The 17,491-nt window shown below is 44.6% G+C and carries 10 protein-coding genes; all 10 read left to right on the plus strand.

Annotated features, from left to right (window positions below; translation table 11 throughout):
• Positions 1-170: 170 nt before the first annotated feature.
• The 10 genes from BLS59_RS26115 (at position 171) to BLS59_RS26160 (ending at position 17,465) form a co-directional block, all read left to right on the plus strand.
• Positions 171-1,868 (plus strand): RICIN domain-containing protein, encoded by a 1,698-nt coding sequence (locus tag BLS59_RS26115; RefSeq protein WP_091154918.1) that lies wholly within the window; start codon positions 171-173, stop codon positions 1,866-1,868.
• A gap of 45 nt (positions 1,869-1,913) precedes the next feature.
• Positions 1,914-3,299, plus strand: a complete 1,386-nt coding sequence (locus BLS59_RS26120; RefSeq protein ID WP_091154922.1) for an SGNH/GDSL hydrolase family protein — start codon at positions 1,914-1,916, stop codon at positions 3,297-3,299.
• Between the two features lie 3 nt (positions 3,300-3,302).
• Positions 3,303-4,148 (plus strand): alpha/beta hydrolase, encoded by an 846-nt coding sequence (locus tag BLS59_RS26125; protein WP_240315346.1) that lies wholly within the window; start codon positions 3,303-3,305, stop codon positions 4,146-4,148.
• A gap of 492 nt (positions 4,149-4,640) precedes the next feature.
• Positions 4,641-6,398, plus strand: coding sequence for a RagB/SusD family nutrient uptake outer membrane protein (locus BLS59_RS26130; protein ID WP_091154924.1), 1,758 nt, complete (start codon positions 4,641-4,643; stop codon positions 6,396-6,398).
• Between the two features lie 24 nt (positions 6,399-6,422).
• Positions 6,423-6,866 carry a DUF5004 domain-containing protein gene (locus BLS59_RS26135; RefSeq protein ID WP_091154927.1) on the plus strand — a complete coding sequence of 148 codons (444 nt, stop codon included), beginning with the start codon at positions 6,423-6,425 and terminating at the stop codon, positions 6,864-6,866.
• Between the two features lie 28 nt (positions 6,867-6,894).
• Positions 6,895-7,896 carry a DUF4961 domain-containing protein gene (locus BLS59_RS26140; RefSeq protein ID WP_091154930.1) on the plus strand — a complete coding sequence of 334 codons (1,002 nt, stop codon included), beginning with the start codon at positions 6,895-6,897 and terminating at the stop codon, positions 7,894-7,896.
• A 100-nt stretch (positions 7,897-7,996) separates the two neighbouring features.
• On the plus strand, positions 7,997-11,092 hold the full coding sequence (locus BLS59_RS26145; protein WP_091154934.1) for a SusC/RagA family TonB-linked outer membrane protein: 3,096 nt from the start codon (positions 7,997-7,999) through the stop codon (positions 11,090-11,092).
• Positions 11,093-11,116: 24 nt separating this feature from the next.
• Positions 11,117-12,820 carry a RagB/SusD family nutrient uptake outer membrane protein gene (locus BLS59_RS26150; RefSeq protein WP_091155285.1) on the plus strand — a complete coding sequence of 568 codons (1,704 nt, stop codon included), beginning with the start codon at positions 11,117-11,119 and terminating at the stop codon, positions 12,818-12,820.
• Positions 12,821-12,855: 35 nt separating this feature from the next.
• Positions 12,856-15,975: a SusC/RagA family TonB-linked outer membrane protein gene (locus tag BLS59_RS26155; protein ID WP_091155291.1), complete on the plus strand. Its 3,120-nt coding sequence runs from the start codon at positions 12,856-12,858 to the stop codon at positions 15,973-15,975.
• Between the two features lie 314 nt (positions 15,976-16,289).
• Positions 16,290-17,465 (plus strand): prolipoprotein diacylglyceryl transferase, encoded by a 1,176-nt coding sequence (locus tag BLS59_RS26160; protein WP_091154938.1) that lies wholly within the window; start codon positions 16,290-16,292, stop codon positions 17,463-17,465.
• Positions 17,466-17,491 lie beyond the last annotated feature (26 nt).

Consider the following 17,491-nt stretch of genomic DNA (forward strand, 5'->3'; position numbering starts at 1 on the left):
AAAGGTGAAAGGTGAAAGGTGAAAGGTGAAAGGTGAAAGGTGAAAGGTGAAAGGTGAAAGGTGAAAGGTGAAAGGTGAAAGGTGAAAGGTGAAAGGTGGGTCGATTTGCTAAATCGATTTATAGTTTTTTTGAAAAACCAATTGTAATAAAACCATATACCTAAACAATTATGAAAACAAAATTACCTGTCTGTTTAGCACTCTGCTTGCTTGCCATGCAAGGGTGTAAACATGATAAATCGGCCGATCCTGCTAAAACAGCGGGCAATGGCGATAAACCTGTAACCACCTCATCGGGCGTGGCCGTGGCGGCATACGGTACATTTTATATCACCAATGTATCAAGCGGTAAAATAATGGAGGTTAATGGCACCGGGATGCTTAATGATGGTAACGGCGTGCAGCAGTATCAATACTTAGGGCACGGTGTATCTACCAATCCCAATCAAAAGTGGATCATTATACAACAAGGTACAGGCGGCATAAGCAGTACAACAAAGTTTAAGCTGATGAATGTAGCCAGCGGTAAATACCTCGAAGTACCTTTGGCTACCACCACAACCGGCATTGGCTTATGGCAGGATAAAGCCAATACCAATGATGCGCAGCAATGGTATATCCAGGAAGTAAGCGCCGGTATTTATAAGATAATTAACGTAGGCAATGGGCTGGCGGTAACCAACCAAAACGCTTCAACCAGCAATGGTACAGTCATCACCCAGGAAACCTTTGCAGCCGGCAATACCGCCCAAAACTGGGCGCTTACCGGTATAGATGCCGAGGCCTACCGCGACGATGATGTGGTGAATTTTTTCCACCGTAAAAATGGTACGGTAGCTTTTGATGAAGGTAAAAGTATTCCGCTTACCTATGGCGCCAACAATGGTAAAGTGCTTTGGATAACCGAAGATACCTATGCGGCAGACCAGCTGCAGGCCAACGGGCAGCTATATTGCCAGTTTTTTAAATACCATAATTCGGCATTGCTGCAGCCGGCAAGCCATAGCTGGGACCAGGCCTTAACGCCTAATATTACCACAACCAATTCGCCGGTAAGTAATCTGGAGATCATTGAAAGCCCGGGCGATCATAACAGCACTTACCGCTGGCCGGGTGCGGGTATCGAGGCCGATAGCCATGTCTTTATTTATACGTTTGAGTCGGCAAACGGCACTTCACCCGAAAATCAGTCGATATATGACATCACTCAAAATCCCGCGGGATTAAACTGGGGAGTGGCTACGCGTATCGCGCCAAACGGCATGTCGGGCCAAACGGATGTTATTTTCTCCAACGGAATGGTAAAAAATGCCGGTAAAGACACTATTTACATTTACGGCAGCAAAAGTGTTTACTTTAACTCTACCAATATATTCCTGGCAAGGTTCCCGGTAAATAACCCCGCCAGCTGGACGTTTTGGACAGGTACCAGCTGGTCGTCATCGCTTACATCGGCATCAACCGCAGCTATAACCGTTGGTACGGCTAATACCACGCAGCAAAATGCTACTATCTCCTATGTTAACGGCAAGTACGTGATGATGCAAATGGACCTGGGTTACTTTTGCGACCCAGCCAGTCATGATATTTATATGTCGACAGCTACCAGTCCTTTTGGCCCGTTTACAGCACCTAAACGTGTATTTACCATTAACGATACTTACAACGGACATCTGGCCAAATATTATACGCCATCTATTCATCCCGAATTTAATAACGGGCATAACGAGCTACTGGTTACCTATAGCCTGAATTACAATGCCGACGGCGGTAGCTGCTCTACTAATACTTGTGTAAACAATAACCAGGACCCTAACTATTACCAGGTTAAAGGTGTTAGGGTTCCCTATTCGCTAATAGGTTTATAGTGTTAAAAATGAGTGAATTATATTATACATCAACTAAATAAAAAAATGAGAAAGGCTTTATTACTGCTCATCATCTTCAGCACTGCTTACCGTGCAAATGCCCAAAAGATAGGGCCATTTCATGCCGGCGACCGCATTGCCTTTGTAGGCAACAGTATAACCGACGGCGGGCATTACCACTCGTACATCTGGCTGTATTATATGACGCATTTTCCTAATATGCGCATCACCTGTTTCAATGCCGGTATTGGCGGCGATGCCATTAACCAAATCTATGACCGGTTTGATGATGATGTTTTCGCCAAAAAGCCCAACGTTTTAACACTTACCTGGGGTATGAATGATACCGGTTATTTTGAATGGTACCGTGCCGATGCGCAGGATTTTATGGACAAAAGGATCCAGGGATCATATAAATATTACGCGCAGCTGGAGGATAAGCTAAAGCAACGGCCGGATATTAAGAAGATCTTTATTTTAGGATCGCCGTATGATGAAACTTCCAAATTCACTACCAAAAACACCTACCCTAAAAAGAGTGCCTTGTTTTCAAAAGTTATTGATTTTCAGCAGGATGCAGCTAAGAAAAATAACTGGGGATATGTAGATTTTTATCACCCAATGACCGCCATAAACCAGCACGAGCAGGCAAAAGATTCTACCTTTAGCCTTACACCCAACGACAGGATTCACCCTGATAACGACGGGCATTTGGTAATGGCCTACCTGTTTTTAAAAGCGCAGGGTTTGGATAACCAGGCGGTGGCCGATATCAGCATAAACGCACAAAGCAAAAAGGTTTTAAAATCTGTTAACTGCCGCATTAGTAATGTTACGGCCGCTACCGATTCGGTGGGATTTAATTACTTAGCTAATTCATTGCCATATCCTATAGATACCATTCCGCGTGCATGGGGCAACCGTAAGAAACAGGCGGACGCGCTTAAAATTGTGCCGTTTACGCAGGAGTTTAACCAGGAAATTTTGGCCGTAAAAGGACTTAAAGCCGGCAGCTACAAAGTAACCATAGATGGCGAGCAGATTGGAACATGGAGCGCCGAAAAACTAACCGAGGGTATAAATATGGCCGAAATTACCACCACGCCGCAATACCAGCAAGCCATCCAAATTCGCGAGCTTAATGAAGAGCGCTGGGATATTGAGCGTCGTATCCGCATGTACAACTGGATGCAATTTGACTTTTTGAAAGGCAAGGGTTTGCTGCATAATGATAGCAATGCCGCTATGGATACCGTAGCCAAGTATGCGGTGAAAGATATATTTGTAAATGGTAATAAAGATAACTACGCCCGTGCCCGTTATAAAAGTGTAAGGGATGCCTGGCAAATGGAACAGGATGTGTTAACAAACCAGATTTATGCTATTAACAAGCCTCAAAATCATCGCATTAGCATCACCGCTGTTAAATAACCTATGAACTTCGAAATTATGAATACTACTAAACGAATTTATTTGCTGCTTACCGTTTGCCTTGCTTTAATTGGGATCAAGGGTAACGCGGCAACGGTTGATACCGCGTTAACGCACAGCGCTGCCATGAATAAGGATATCAAAGCGGTAGTTATTATACCCGATGGTTACACCAAAAGTAAAAAATTCCCGGTGTTGTACCTGCTGCATGGCTTTAGCGGTAACTACAGCGATTGGATCAAGAAAGTACCCACTATTGGCAAACTGGCCGACGAATACCAGATGATAATTGTATGTCCAGACGGCGCTTTTGCAGGCTGGTATTATGACAGCCCCGTTAGTAATGAGTGGAAATATGAAACCTACGTTGGTACCGAGCTGGTAAGCTGGGTTGATAAGCATTACTCCACCATTAACGATAGGGCAGGGCGGGCCATAACAGGTTTAAGTATGGGCGGCCATGGTGCTATGTACCTTGCCATAAAACACCAGGATACTTTTGGGGCGGCAGGCAGTATGAGCGGCGTGCTGGATATCAGGCCATTTGCAGAAAGTTTCGGTATTGCGCAGGTACTGGGTAAATACAGCGATAAACCGGCCATATGGGATCAAAATACGGATGTAAATTTGATAAGCCTGTTAAAACCTAACGCGCTCAGTATTACGTTTGATTGCGGGTATGACGACTTTACCTATAAGGTAAACCTTGCCTTTCATGATAAATTATTAGCACAAAAAATCCCGCATGATTTTACGGTGAGAGCCGGTTCGCATACCTGGGAGTATTGGGGTAACTCCATTAACTACCAGGCGTTGTTCTTTAGTCGTTTTTTTAACAAACAGCAGTGAAAATTATAAGTGGTCTAAATTTGATTTAGATTATTTAAGTATCATATAAAATTCATTGCCATTGACTTTAGTCAACGGAATAATTCCCGGAAAACGAGGGCTTTAGCCTAAATTTCACTTGGGTAATTGGGCTGAAGCCAGCAATAATGCATTTCATTGCCGTTGACTAAAGTCAACGGCAATGAATAACTTTCATTTTTAGGCAATTTCTTAACGGGCTTATAATTTAAAGCATTATTAGCCAACAGGATTTTAATTTTTACGAGCGTTTTTTGCAAAGAAAATAAAATTAAAAAAATCAGATAAAAAATTTGCTAAATCGTTTTTATAACTTAAATTAGCATTCAGATTTACACATCTGTTATAAACCAGTTAATACTAATATTCTTTTAAGCCAGTTCAATAATTAGATTACCTATTTGCTAAATCGATTTTTAGATTTTGTAACCAGGCATCGCTCTATATAAATGTTATTGCATATAAACTTATAATATGAAAAAAATTTACTCCCAGTTTGTTGCTTTTTCAGTTGTCGGGGTTGCGCTGTTCTATATGTCGTCATGTAAAAAGGATGGCTTTTTAGGGCAAACCCAAACCTCAAACCTTACACCCAATAATGTTTTTACCGATAGCGCCCGTACGGTGGCTTTCCTTACTAACATTTACAACAATGTAGGTTTCAGCTTTAACCCGGGCCGGTTTTTGTATGGTCCGGATCTGGCGCAGGTTACCAATGGTGGTTTGGATGCTGCGTCTGACGAGGCTGAGGTGTTCCTGCCGCAGGGTTCAACAGCGCTGGCCTTTGCATCGGGAACTATAAACGCTGCCGTAGTAACAGATGATGCATATAAAACAAGCTATACAAACATCCGCTCGGTTAACCAGTTGCTGGCCAACATCACCAAATCGCCCATAAACGCGTTTGTTAAAACCCAGATGAAGGCCGAAGCCCGATTTCTGCGGGCATGGTACTATGCTATTTTAGTGAAACATTATGGCGGCGTGCACCTGGTTGGCGATAGTATTTATACTTATACAGATCACATTCCCGCTGCACGTAACACCTATGAGCAATGCGTAAACTATATTTTATCTGAGTGCGATGCGGCAGGTAACGACCTGCCCGTAACGCAATCGGGCATAAACTACGGGCGGGCATCAAAGGGGGCATGCCTGGCTTTAAAATCACGCGTGTTGTTGTATGCTGCCAGTCCGCAATTTAATGATCCTTCATTAACGGCAGCTAATACATTGGAAGGGCTCACCGGATATCCAAAGTATGATCCCGACAGGTGGAAACTGGCTAAGGCCGCTGCCGAAGCCGTTATTGGCACCGGGTCATACAGTTTAGTGGTTGATAATGCCACAAGGCCCGGCTTCGGTTTTCAATTTTTGTTTACCAAACCGTTCAATACCGAATATATTTTCGCGGCTATGCGTCAGCGCGGTAATGCCGATTTTGAAAGCCTTTGGGATCCGCCATCGCGTAGCGGCAGAAACGGCGCTTTTCCCTTACAGGGTTTGGTTGATGCTTTCCCGATGAGTAATGGATTGCCTATAACCGACCCGGCATCGGGCTATAACCCACAGGACCCGTACAAAGATCGCGACCCGCGTTTAGATAATTCTATCATTCATGATCAAACACCATTGCTGGTTCGTTTAGGTGCTTCATTTGAACCTATAGATATTTTTATTGGCAGCTACCAGGGCCGAAACACCGGACCCGATGCCGTAAGGGTGGGTACCCGTACCGGCTACTATACCAATAAAATGCTTGACCCCAATGCCGTATCCCAGGATTTTTTACACGGAACTGACCGTGCCTGGCCGCTGATGCGCTACGCCGAGATCCTGCTGAATTTTGCCGAAGCCACCAACGAGGTTGACGGCCCTACAGGAGATGTTTACACTGCCATTGGAAATATTCGCCAGCGTGCGGGCTTAGTTCCTTTTGCGCTGCCTGCCGGCTTAGATAAAAATGGTATGCGGTTGGCCATCCAAAACGAACGCCGTATTGAGCTCGCTTTTGAAGAGCATCGTTTTTGGGATGTAAGGCGCTGGAAAATTGCCGATCAGACGGATAATATTCAAACCATGGGTATGGAGGTTGACAGGGATAATAACACGGTAACCTATAAAACTTTCCCGGTTCGTAAACGCAATTTCCGCGCGGCCATGTACCTGTGGCCATTGCCCGAAAGCGAAGTGGCAAAATCTCCGGAGGTAAAACAAAACCCAGGTTATTGATCATCAACAGTAAAAATAATTGCAATGAGAAAAATTTACAAAGCACATAAGATTTACATTTTACCCATCCTGGCGGCTATAATAATGCTGGCCTCATGCAAAACCGAAAGGGTATTGCCGGTAACAGAATCTGTAAAAGACATCAGCGGCAGCTGGCAGGTAATAAGGGCCACCCGCAACGGTACCGATTTAACCAACATTATTGATTTCAGCAAATTCAGGGTGAACTTTAAGGATGGCGCTTACACGCTGGTTGACCGCTTGCCATTTTTAGTGAACAAGGATGGTGCTTATACGCTGGATGATCCGCAGTATCCTTTTAAAATAACCTTTATAGCTACCGGCGCGCAGCCTGTTGCAACCGCCTTCACTTTCCCTATTGTAAATGGCAAAAGGCAGCTAAGTTTAACGTTTAGTCCGGGTTGCCCCAATAACAGCTATGTGTATGTACTCCAGAAAACCAATTAACCGATAAGCCAATTAACAGAAAATATTTATGAGATCATATTTACATATTAAAGGTAAAGGTTTGTGGAAGTTTTGCGCTTTTGTAACCCTGGCCATTTTATTAGCCTGCTGCGGCGAAGAAATTCAAAGTGTCGACCAGCCCTCAACCGCCGTTGCCGGTTCAACTATAACCGTAAAGGTAACCGTTAACATCCCAACTGCGAGCAATGGCGGGCCCGATAACCTGGTGCTGGGCATATTGGTGCCCAAAGCCTGGAATATCAAACAGAATACTACTATTACTTACAGTGGTCCCTCGGGCAGCGGTATTATGACGCCTATCCAGGAAAGCGTGTTGCCTAAAAATGGCAATGGCCTTACCTGGGCAGCTTATATGAAACAAACTTTTAAAATTGCGGGCAACCTTATTGATGATATGGAATGGGTACCCTTCCAAACAGATAAGGGCTATACACATGATGGTACAACATTAAGCGGCGTACTTAATATACAAATGAAAGTAGGGGCCGATGGAAATAATACCCTTTGCAAGCTGGCCTATGTAATTACTGATACAGGTAATGGTTTCACCAGCAACCAGTTTGGTACCTATTACAGCGAAAAGATAGTAGAAGACTGCTTTGAGGTAACCGGCGGCTCGGGCGATCTGATTGACTTTTGTAACCCGCAGCTCACCATTGTTGATCCGCCGAAGTCACAGGATAATGATCTGGTAACGATGACCTTTGATGGTACAGTAGCTTCAACCCAGCTTGATGGTGCACCGGAAGTATACTTATGTGCCACAGCCTATACCAATGATGGTAAAACCATAAACGTGTGCGAACAAACCGATAAAACAAAGTTAACGCAAACATCGGCCGTTAGTAAAAGATACCAGCTTACAATTTGGCCGCACACATTTTTTGGACTTACAGATGCGCAAACGATAGTTAAGATGGAGTATTTCCTTACGGATAAAACCGGCACCAAGAAGGTAGGCTACGGCAATACCGCGGCGCCGTTTGTATATACGTTCAAATGCCAGTAAACCAATTATAAACATGTCATCATCCGGCGAAAACGATTGCCGGAAGCGGCATTGCTAAAACGATATTTTAATCTTTTGCCAACAATTTAAATCCTATACTATGGCTAATAGTTACTTAAAGAAAAGCCTTACAGGTTTCGTGATATTGATGCTTATACTGGTAAAAACCGGTTATGCAGCTATGCAGGATACCACCGGGAGGGTTAGCGCCCATCCCGATTGGATAAGCGGTACCGTGCTTGACGAATACGCGAACCCGTTAAAAGGGGTAAAAGTTACCATCAAGGGTAAAAAAGCTGATGCTGTTACCACCGGCCCCGACGGCAGGTTTGAAATAAATGCCGCTCTTAATGATCAGCTGATATTTACCGCGCCAAATTACAATGCCCGTTTAATTACCGTTAAAGGTAAAAATGCAGTTACTGTAAGGCTGATAGATACCTATATTCAATCGCCGGAGAAAATTGATGTGCTGTACGGTACAAAAAAAGTATCCGATAATTTGGGTGCGGTATCCACTATTTATACCAATCAGTTAACTACCACACCGGCTACTTTATATACATCGGCTTTGCCGGGCCAGCTGCCGGGTTTGTTTACCCATCAGTTTACCGGGTTTGGTGCGCCGCAAACCGCTTCCCAAACTGTTGGCGATTTTATTGGTAACGTGGTACAGCACAATAACTACTCGGCCAATGATAACTTTGAAATTGGTTTAAGCCTGCGCGGTCAGCAACCCATCACCATAATTGACGGTGTACAGCGCGAAATTTCTTCTATAGACCCGGAGAGCATCGAATCAGTATCGGTATTGAAAGATGCCTTGTCAAATATATTGATGGGAATCAACAGCTCGCGCGGGGTATTGCTTATCACTACAAAACATGGCAGGCCGGGTGCGCCCCGTATTTCGTTCACTGCCCAAAGTGGTACGCAAACACCGTTAGATCTGCCTACGCCTTTATCTGCATATCAGTATGCTTACCTGTATAATGAGGCGCTGCAAAATGATGGCAAACCTGCCCTTTATAAGGCCGACGATTTTAACGCCTACCGTAACCATACCGACCCCATTGGCCATCCCGATGTAAACTGGTTCAAAACCATCCTGCGCGATAATTCGCCCATGACCGCCTATAAGCTTAACGTTAACGGTGGTACAGGCGTGGCCCAGTACAGCGTATCCTTAAACTACTTTGATCAAAAAGGGATGTTTAAAACAGACCCAAGCGTGGGTTATAACACCAATAACGACCTTAACCGCTACATCATCAATTCGGACCTGAGTGTGGCCGTAAGTAAAAAATTCACGGTTGATCTGCAATTGTTTGGCCGTATACAGCAGGTTACACAGCCGGGCGGTGGTTTTGGCAATATCTTAACAGATTTGTACAGTACACCAAATAACGCCTACCCAATCCGTAACGGTAATGGTTCGTTTGGTGGTACCACACTGTTTTCTAACAACCTGTTATCCGAAACCGAATTTTCGGGCTATCAGCGCACAAACAGTAATGATGTAATGGCCAACCTCGATCTTAATTATGATTTGAGCGGCATTACCCAGGGCCTGGCCTTCAAGGCAAAAGGTAACCTGGCATTTGAATCGCAAGGACTTTTGAGCAGGGGGCTGGTAAACAGCGCCTTCCTTTTTACTAAGGATAGTACTTATGCTGCTGTTAATTCACCGGCTTCGCAGGTAAATTCGTTCAGTTCGGTATCAAGCGCGCGTTATTCATATGCACAGTTAGCCGTTAATTACGACAGGCAATTTGGCAAGCACAACGTAACCGGTATGCTGATGTATGATACCCGCTCGGCAGTGTTAAACTTCGATCTTTCGGGCGTTACCACAAACCGGGCTGCAAAAGTGGGTTATAATTACGATGGAAAATACTTTGTGGAAGCATCTGTTAACAGCAGCGGTTACAGCCGGTATCCGCCGGGCCATCAGTTTGGTTTGTTTTACGCCGTTGGTTTAGGCTGGCAAATGGGTAAAGAAGATTTTATGAAGGATGCCACCTGGGTAACTTCATGGAAATGGCGAGCCACATACGGTAAAACAGGTAATGGCAACATTGATAATTATGGCTACTATAACTTTTTGCAAACCTACAGCAAACCCAACGGCTATGCTTACGTATTGGGTACCACCCGTGCCGGTATCCAGGGCTTTCAGGATAATGGCCTTGCCAATCCTTTTGAGGAATGGGAAAAAGCCCGCAAACTGGATATAGGTACCGATATATCCCTGTTTAACGATCATTTTAAAATTACTGCCGATTACTACCACGACAGGTATTATGATGTAATGCAGATTCGTGGAAACAGCATAGCGCTTTTAGGTATCCAGTATCCGTATGAAAACATCGGCATTAACCTGTATAAAGGTACCGAGCTTTCGTTAACCTACCAGGATCATATCAACAGCTTTAACTACTTTATATCAGGCAACGCATCAATGCAAAAAGTAATTGATGTGTATAGCGATGAAGAACCGCAGCCTTACCCGTGGTTAAAACATACCGGCCAATCGCCGGAGGCTATCTGGGGACTTACTTCCTTAGGCTTTTTTAAAGATGCAGATGATGCCGCCAAAAGCGCTACCACAACCGGCTACACCGCGAAGGCCGGCGACGTGAAATATAAAGACCTTAACAACGATGGTGTTATCGATCAGTTCGATCAATCCATTATAGGCAATAACAAGCCATTGCTTTATTACGGTACCTCGCTGGGCTTCAATTATAAAGGTTTCAGCTTGAGCGTAATACTGCAGGGCGTTGCCAACAGGCAGCTTATTTATAATAATAATTTGGTTAACGGCTTTACGGGTGTGGGCTTTTTAGGCCTTACGTTCTCGGGCCAGGGCTACGATGCCTTAACCGGCCGGTGGACACCCGAAACCGCTAACACGGCAACTTTACCGCGCCTGAGTTTAGGTAATTCAAATAACGGCCTGCAATCAACCCTTTACCTGCGATCTGCAAATTATATGCGGCTTAAAAACGCCGAGGTGGGCTACAACCTGCCTTACGGGTGGGTGCACAGGCTAAGGTTATCTGGCATACGGGTATTTGCCAATGGCGAAAACCTGCTTACCCTATACGGCTATAAAGGGGTAGACCCTGAGGTATACGGTACTGCCTATCCAATGCAGCGGGTATTTAACGCGGGTGTAACCGTTAAGCTTTAATTTTTGGCTATTAAAATGATGATCATGAAGAGATATAAAAATATAACCATTGCAGCTATTGGGGCCGTTATACTCATGGCCGGTTGTAAAAAATATGAGCAATTCCCGGTTGATAAGGTTACGCTGAATTATGTGTTTGATAGCCGCGATTCATTGGGTACTAATGCGCAATCGTTCCTGTATTCCATATATGGGGTACTGCAAAACGGGCACAACCGCGTAGGCGGCGATTACCTGGACGCTGCTTCAGATGATGCCATGTCATCGGCATCGGGGCCGTCAAACCAGGTAACAATGTTATCAACAGGGGCATATAATTCATATACCTTACCAGCACCTGAAAACTTGTGGGCCTTGTTTTACAGTGGCATCCGCAAATCAAACGAGTTTGTAACCAATATTGATGTGGTGCCGGTGATGGCGCAGTACAATGGTAAATCAATGAAATATGCCTGGAAAGCCGAAGCGCGCTTTTTAAGGGCCTATTTTTATTTTGAACTGGTAAAACGCTATGGCGGTGTACCCTTACTGGGCGACAAAGTGTTTACCATAAAGGATGATGTATCGTTGCCGCGCAATTCATTTGATGATTGTATTAAATACATAACCAGCGAATGTGACGCCATTAAAGGCGATCTGCTGAACAATCCGCTTTCATCTAATGATTCGCACCGGATAACCCAGGGGGCGGCGCTTACCTTAAAAGCACGCGCGTTGCTGTATGCCGCAAGTCCGTTATTTAACGGCGGTAATATTGATGCCAACAATACTTTAACGGGCTATACATCGGGCAGTACCGCACGCTGGGCAATGGCATCGGCAGCGGCTAAGGATGTAATGAACCTTAACGCTTATAAGCTGCTTGACAATTTTAAAGACGTTTTCACCACCCAAAACAATACCGAAATAATTTTCATGCGCCAGAATGACGATGGCAATGCGGTGGAAAGTGCCAACGCGCCGATAGGTTTTACCGCCGCCGCCGCTAACGGACAAACCAGCCCAAGCCAGCAACTGGTAGATGCTTTCCCGATGGACAGCGGTTTGCCCATTACCGATCCGGCAGCAAACTATAATGAAAACAACCCATATGCTAACCGCGATCCGCGCTTAACCTATACGATTTTCTATAACGGCGCGCGCTGGTTAAACACCGATCTGCAAATTTATGAAGGCGGCCAAAGCAAGCCAAACAGTTCGTTACAGCAAACAAAAACAGGCTACTATATGCGCAAATTCATGGGTGCATCTGAAAATGTAGCCTCTTTTGCCAAGCACCCTGAAGATTGGCTGATCATGCGATACTCGGATGTAATACTGATGTACGCCGAAGCCGAAAACGAAGTTAACGGCGCTACCGCGGATGTTTATAACGCGCTCATCTCTATTCGTAAACGGGCGGGTATAACTGCCGGTGCCGATAACCTTTACGGTTTAAAGGCAGGTATCAGTAAAGAGGATATGCGTACCGTTATCCAAAACGAACGCAGGGTAGAGTTCGCCTTCGAAGAGAGCCGCTACTGGGATATCCGCAGGTGGAAAATTGCCGAAACGGTTATGAATCAGCCTATAAAAGGAATAACTATCGAAAAAATAGGATCGAGCTTAACCTACAGCATAGCACCGGTACTTACAGATAAATTCGTTTCGCCAAAAATGTACCTGTACCCTATACCGTACGACGAAGTATTGAAAAATCCGAACATGAAACAAAATCCCGGATGGTAATCCCTAAATCATATAACCCAATTAATAAAGCAGTTATGAGAAAAATAATACTTTTCTTTCAAATAATTATAACCATGCTTCCGGTGATGGTGTACGCGCAAAACAAAACCGTAACAGGTAGCGTGCGCGATATTACAGGCGTTTTGCCGGGTGCCTCAGTGGTTGAAAAGGGATTACCTGCCAACGGTACCATTACCGATAGTAATGGTAAATTTTCCCTAACCCTTAAAGGACAATCAAATATCGTTATCATAAAGTTTGTTGGCTTTATTCCGCAGGAATACAGTTTTAAGCTAAAAAACACGGCCGATATTATCCTGCAAACCAATAGCAACGGTTTAGATGAAGTAGCTGTAGTGGGCTACGGTAAAAGATCAAGGCCTACCAACACGGGCGCGGTAAGTTCCATATCCGCCGCCGAGATCCGTACGGTGCCAACAGCCAACGTTCAAAACGCGCTAACAGGTAAACTGCCGGGCTTTTTCTCGCAGCAGGCTTCGGGCCAGCCGGGTAAGGATGCATCTGACTTTTATATCAGGGGTATCAGTTCACTCAATCCGTCTGGTAACCAGCCATTGATCATTGTTGACGATATTCAGTACAGCTATGATCAGTTACAGCAGATCAACGTGAATGAAATTGAAAGTATATCTATATTAAAAGATGCTTCTACAACCGCTATTTATGGTATAAAAGGTGCCAATGGTGTATTGGTGGTAACTACCCGTCGTGGTAAATTGGGTACCCCCAAATTTAATTTAAGGGTAGAGAGCGGCGTTCAGCAGCCTACCAAAACGCCAACCTTCCTTGATTCTTATAACTCGGCATTGCTTATAAATGAAGCTTACAAAAATGATGACCTGCAATTGCCATTTACCGATGCGGACATTCAGCACTTTAAAACCGGCGACGATCCATACGGCCACCCTAATGTTGATTGGTATGATAAGATCTTCAAAAAATACTCCTACCAGGTAAATACCAACCTGGATATATCTGGCGGTAACAGTACGGTAAAATATTTTATATCGGGCGGTGCCTTAAAACAAAACGGACTGGTACGTGACTTTGCCGATCCGCAGAGTTTGGTGAATACCAACTATTATTTCGACAGGTATAACTTCCGTTCCAACCTCGATCTGAAAGCTAATAAAACGCTCGATCTGCGGTTTGACCTTACCACTCGTTTCTCCGATTTGAACCAGCCGTATAACGAAAACGCGGTAGGAGAGGTGTATAATTTTACCAAGGAAACGCCTTTTACAGCGCCATACCTTAACCCCAATGGCTCATACTCTTATGCTTATTCAACCTTTAACCCCGAGCATTTGCCAACGCTTAACGCCAGGCTTGCCACAGGTGGTTATCAGCATTCACGCCGTACCGATTTTAATGTACTGTTTGGTGCTACCCAACGGCTGGATGCTTTAACCGACGGACTTTCGTTAACCGGCCGCGTGGCTTACTCCAGTATTGAACAGTTCACCAAGCAGATCTTTAACGGCGGTATCCCGGCTTATCATTATGATCCGGTGAATGATCAGTACCGCTTAAGGCCAGGTGCTACTTATGTGTATCAAACCTATGCTTTAACCGGCAATACAGACATCAATTCGAACAATTACGATTTGCAGCTTTACGCAAACTATGATCGTTCGTTTAACAACACGCACCATTTTACAGGTTTGTTATTGTTTAACCAAACATCCCAAACTTATAATGCACAGCCCCTGCTTGCAGCAGAATCAGTTGCGGTACCGCAAAAATTCCAGGGTATATCCGGCAAATTAGGGTATGATTACAAACAGAAATACCTTGCCGAATTTAACATTGCCTATAACGGTACCGACAGGTTTGCCGCCAATCACCGCTTTGGGTTTTTCCCGGCCATAAGTGTGGGTTACAACTTATCAAAAGAGAAGTTTTTCTCGGATGCTTTCCCAACATTTAGCCTGTTTAAATTAAGGGCCAGCTACGGGTTGGTTGGTTCTGATGCTGCTCCGGGTAACCGCTACGTATATAACCAGTTTTATTACCCGGCAGGCAGCTATTATTTTGGAGAAACACCGGGGCCATACAATGCCATATATGAAGGTGCTTTGGGTAACCCCAACGTTGTTTGGGAGCGTGCCCGCAAAACCGATATCGGTTTGGATATGAACTTATTTGGCGATAAAATTTCGGCTACTATTGATTACTTTCATGATATCAGGTATGATCAGTTGATCACCCCGGGTAGTGTGCCAGAAATTTTGGGTGTTGGCCTCCCTGCTGTAAATATTGGTAAAACCCGCAACCAGGGGTTTGATGGCCAGGTAACCTATCATAGTAACGTAGGCAAGGTGCAATACAACATTGGCTTTGTATTCTCGTACGCCAAGAACAAAATTTTGTTTGAAGACGAAGCGTCACCTGCATATCCATGGCTGGCCAGAACCGGCCGACCTATAGGGCAGCAATTTGGTTATCAATTCGAAGGATATTATACCGCGGCGGATATAGCAGGTATCCCCGTGTATGAGGCCAAAAACAGCGGATCCAATAAGGGTAACCCTATTGCGATCCCTGATAATGGCGAAATGCCCAAGCCCGGCGATCTGCGCTACAAGGATTTGAATGGCGATGGCATTATCAGCGTGTTTGATAAGGGACCTATCGGTAAGCCAAACTTGCCAAATACCTCGCTGGGATTATCATTGCAGGCTGTTTATAAAGGCTTTAGCGCAAGCGTACTGTTGGCTGGTTCATTTAATTATAGCTTTGCCGTATTAGGTACAGGTATCGAGCCATTTCAGAGCCAGTTTCAGCCCATTCACCAGGAACGCTGGACTCCCGAAACTGCTTCGACAGCCGCTTTCCCAAGGTTAACCACAAATCCAACGTCAATTAATAGCCCAACTTCTTATTTTTCTGATTACTGGCTTATTAACGCTTATTATGTACGCATTAAAACGGTTGATATTGGTTACCAGCTGCCAACAAAGCTGCTGCCGTTTAAGATCAACAACGCACGTATTTATTTAAGTGCTTACAACTTATTCACTTTTGATAACTTCAAGAAATATCAGCAGGATCCTGAAATAGCCACCAATACTGCCGGCGATGCCTACATCAATCAGCGTGTGCTGAATATTGGTATCCAGGCAGGGTTTTAATATCTAAGCGGACAAAAGACTTACGAAGTTTTTAAAACTTCGTAAGTCTGCTCTGCAAAAGGACTGTTATGTTGAGTTTATTGAAGCCTTGGTTTCTGAAGGTTTGGCGAGTTATAGGAAAAGGGCTGTCATGCTGAGCCTGTCGAAGCATAGCGGGCATAGGCCTCTGCGCACAACCCTTCGACAGGCTCAGGGTGACAGTCCTTTATACTATGTTGAAGCATTGCAAACATCTTTTCCGGCATCATCATTTCTCTCAAAAATCTCCCATATTTTCTCACGCAGCATGGTTTCTTTTTTATTAAATTAGTACTATGTTTCCAACTATAGGCCACCTTATTTATTACCTGTTTGGGGTGCGGTTCACCTTCCCTGTGCAAACGCTGGGTTTGCTGGTGGCCTTTTCGTTTTTGTTTACCTACATGGCTTTCAGCGCCGAGTTTAAACGATATGAGGCCAACGGCAAAATAAAGGCCTATACCCGCAAGATAATGACCGGTGAGCCTGCGTCGCTGATGGAACTTACGCTTAATTTTCTGCTGGGTTTCCTGTTTGGGTTTAAGGTTTTCGGCGCTATGTTTAATTACACGCTGTTTCTGGACAATCCGCAGCGCTATCTTTTATCGTTAAAGGGGAGCGGCGTAATGGGCGTGCTCATAGGCGTGGTTTTTGCCAGCTGGGTATATTTCGATAAAAAGGAAAATGTACTGAAAAAGCCAAAACTGGTTAAGCAAACGGTGCATCCATACCAGCTTATGGGGCTTATTTGTTTTGCCTGCGGTTTTTTCGGCTTTATTGGTGCAAAACTATTTGATACGGTAGAGCATCTTAATAATTTTATTTATCACCCTTTAGCAACCCTTTTTAACGTTACCGGGTTTTCCTACTATGGCGGCCTTGTATTTGGCGCGTTCACGTTTCTTTATATAGGTCATAAAAGGGGTATGAAGCTGGTCCATCTGGCAGATATCGGTTCGCCGGGGATGATGCTGGCCTACGGCATAGGCAGGATAGGATGCCAGTTATCTGGTGATGGCGACTGGGGAATAGTTAATAACCATCCCAAACCGGCTTTGCTTAGCTGGCTGCCAGATTGGGCATGGTCGTTCAGGTATCCGCATAATGCGCTCAATACCGGGTTGCCCATCCCTGGCTGCGAGGGTAATTACTGCAGCCAGCTGGTGCAGGGCGTATACCCAACTCCGCTTTACGAGTTGATTATCTGCCTGTTGTTTTTCGCGCTGATGTGGACATTCCGGAAAAAGATAGTTACACCCGGCCTTATGTTTTTCATTTTTCTGATCCTTAACGGGGGCGAACGTTTGTTGATTGAGCAAATCCGTATCAACCCCAAATTTTATTTATTTGGCATTGGCTTTACGCAGGCTGGCTTTATTGGGTTTTTAATGTTGATAGGCGGCTTAACAGGTTTAGCTTTTTTAGCAGTAAAGCTTAAAAACAAGTTGCATAAGCCATTAACGATAGCTTAATTTGTATAGCCAATTCGCCTTTCATA

This window comes from Mucilaginibacter pineti, from assembly GCF_900101875.1.
Classification (GTDB): Bacteria; Bacteroidota; Bacteroidia; order Sphingobacteriales; family Sphingobacteriaceae; genus Mucilaginibacter; species Mucilaginibacter pineti.